The sequence below is a fragment of the Vagococcus fluvialis genome, assembly GCF_003337315.1.
GTDB classification, from domain to species: Bacteria; Bacillota; Bacilli; order Lactobacillales; family Vagococcaceae; genus Vagococcus; species Vagococcus fluvialis.
Genome location: NZ_QPJV01000027.1, coordinates 1 through 1,580, shown reverse-complemented (window position 1 = coordinate 1,580; position 1,580 = coordinate 1). Strand labels below are relative to the sequence as shown.

Here is a 1,580-nt window from a genome sequence, read left to right as displayed (position 1 = left end):
AAAGCTAGCTATTAAATAGTCAAGTGAAAGTTATTAAATACTTTTTGATTTTGATATTTATTTTTAAGCAACTTAAATAAACCTAAAAATAATAGAAAAAAATTAATTTACATCTATATTTTTAGGTAAATGAACTTCATAAGGCTTGTTTTGAGTCCAAACAGCAAAAATGATGTTAACCATTTTTCTTGAAACAGCACCAACTGCAGTACCATGTGATTTACCACGTTGTTTTAATTTTTGGTAATAGATGGATAAAGCAGGGTCATGAAACGCTGCAATAAAAGCAGCTTGCCAAATGGCTCGCCTAAGATAGGGAGACCCACGTTTAGACAGTTTGTTTTTAGTTCCTGTGAAATCACCAGATTGATGAACTGAGGCGTCTAAACCGGCAAAAGCAAGTAATTGACTAGGTTTTTTGAAACGATTGATATCTCCAATTTCGCCCATAATCACTGCAGCTGTAATGTCACCAATTCCAGTAATTGTAGTTAAGTAATTGTCCTGTGTTGCAATAATTTCATGGATTTCAGATTCAATTTGGATAATTTGCCGTTCAATTAATCTAATCTGTTCCAGCATTATCTGAATCTCAAGTTTAAAGACGTCTGCAGCAATTGAAATTCCAAAGGAATTAGAAGCAAGTTCTTTAAGTTTCATTACTTTCTTTTCAGAACGCTCTATGCCAAACCTCTTTTTACTCGCTAGATGAATTGTTTCAATTAACAACTCAGTATCTAGTTGAAGAATATCTTCAGGTAATGGCGAATTTAGAAGGATTTCAGTGGAAGACGAACCAAAAATATCAGAAAAAATCTTTTCATATTCTGGAAAAACTTGATCTAAGCAAGTAATAATTTTTCTCTTTAAGTCAGATGAACTATCTACCAAACTATATCGGAAACGCTCCAGTTGTTTTAAACGAAAGATGTCTTCCGTAGGTAAAGACGTTTTCTCAGGCAAATCCATTCTAATTACTTGAGCAATCAGTACAGCATCAATGGCATCAGTTTTAGTTTTTCTGATATAAAAATCTCGAAGAACATCTGATTGAATAGGATTAAAAGCAGTTACTGAAAAATCTAAGTCATTTAAAAAAGAATAAATAGCTAACCAATAATGACCTGTGGCTTCCATTCCAATCATTGCATTATCAACATTAACATCGTGTTTATTAAAGAAATTAAGAAGTTCCAGACTCCCTTTTTTAGTATTTGTAATTCTTAATGTTTTACCAATAGGGGATCCTTTTTCATCAACTAAAGCAACTTCATGATTTCTTTTACCAATGTCAATACCAACAAAGAACATAAAAATCAATTCCTTTCATTAGGATTTGTCAGATAGTAAGCTACCCTCTATGACTCTTGGACGACATAGCCTCGTTAGATATTCAGAAACGTTGTTCTATCTAGCTCATACATGTACTAGTCTCAAGAGTAGAGGCATCAATCTTTCGAAGGAAGACAGGGCTTCAAGGAGGTGACGGATGACCTCTATCTGCTTAATACAATTCTAAAACACAAAGTGATTTGAATATACATAGAATCAAAAAATGATTCTAATAATACTATACGAGG

1 protein-coding gene is annotated in these 1,580 nt (G+C 32.8%); it reads right to left on the bottom strand.

The genetic code is table 11. The features are described from left to right. Positions 1-102: 102 nt before the first annotated feature. Complete coding sequence (locus tag DFR54_RS13090; protein WP_114290583.1) at positions 103-1,311, bottom strand: IS110 family RNA-guided transposase; 1,209 nt, start codon at positions 1,309-1,311, stop codon at positions 103-105. Between the last annotated feature and the right edge of the window lie 269 nt (positions 1,312-1,580).

Excerpts from the sequence above, each read along its gene's own strand:
- DFR54_RS13090 (WP_114290583.1), bottom strand. The coding sequence starts at position 1,311 with ATGTTCTTTGTTGGTATTGACATTGGTAAAAGAAATCATGAAGTTGCT.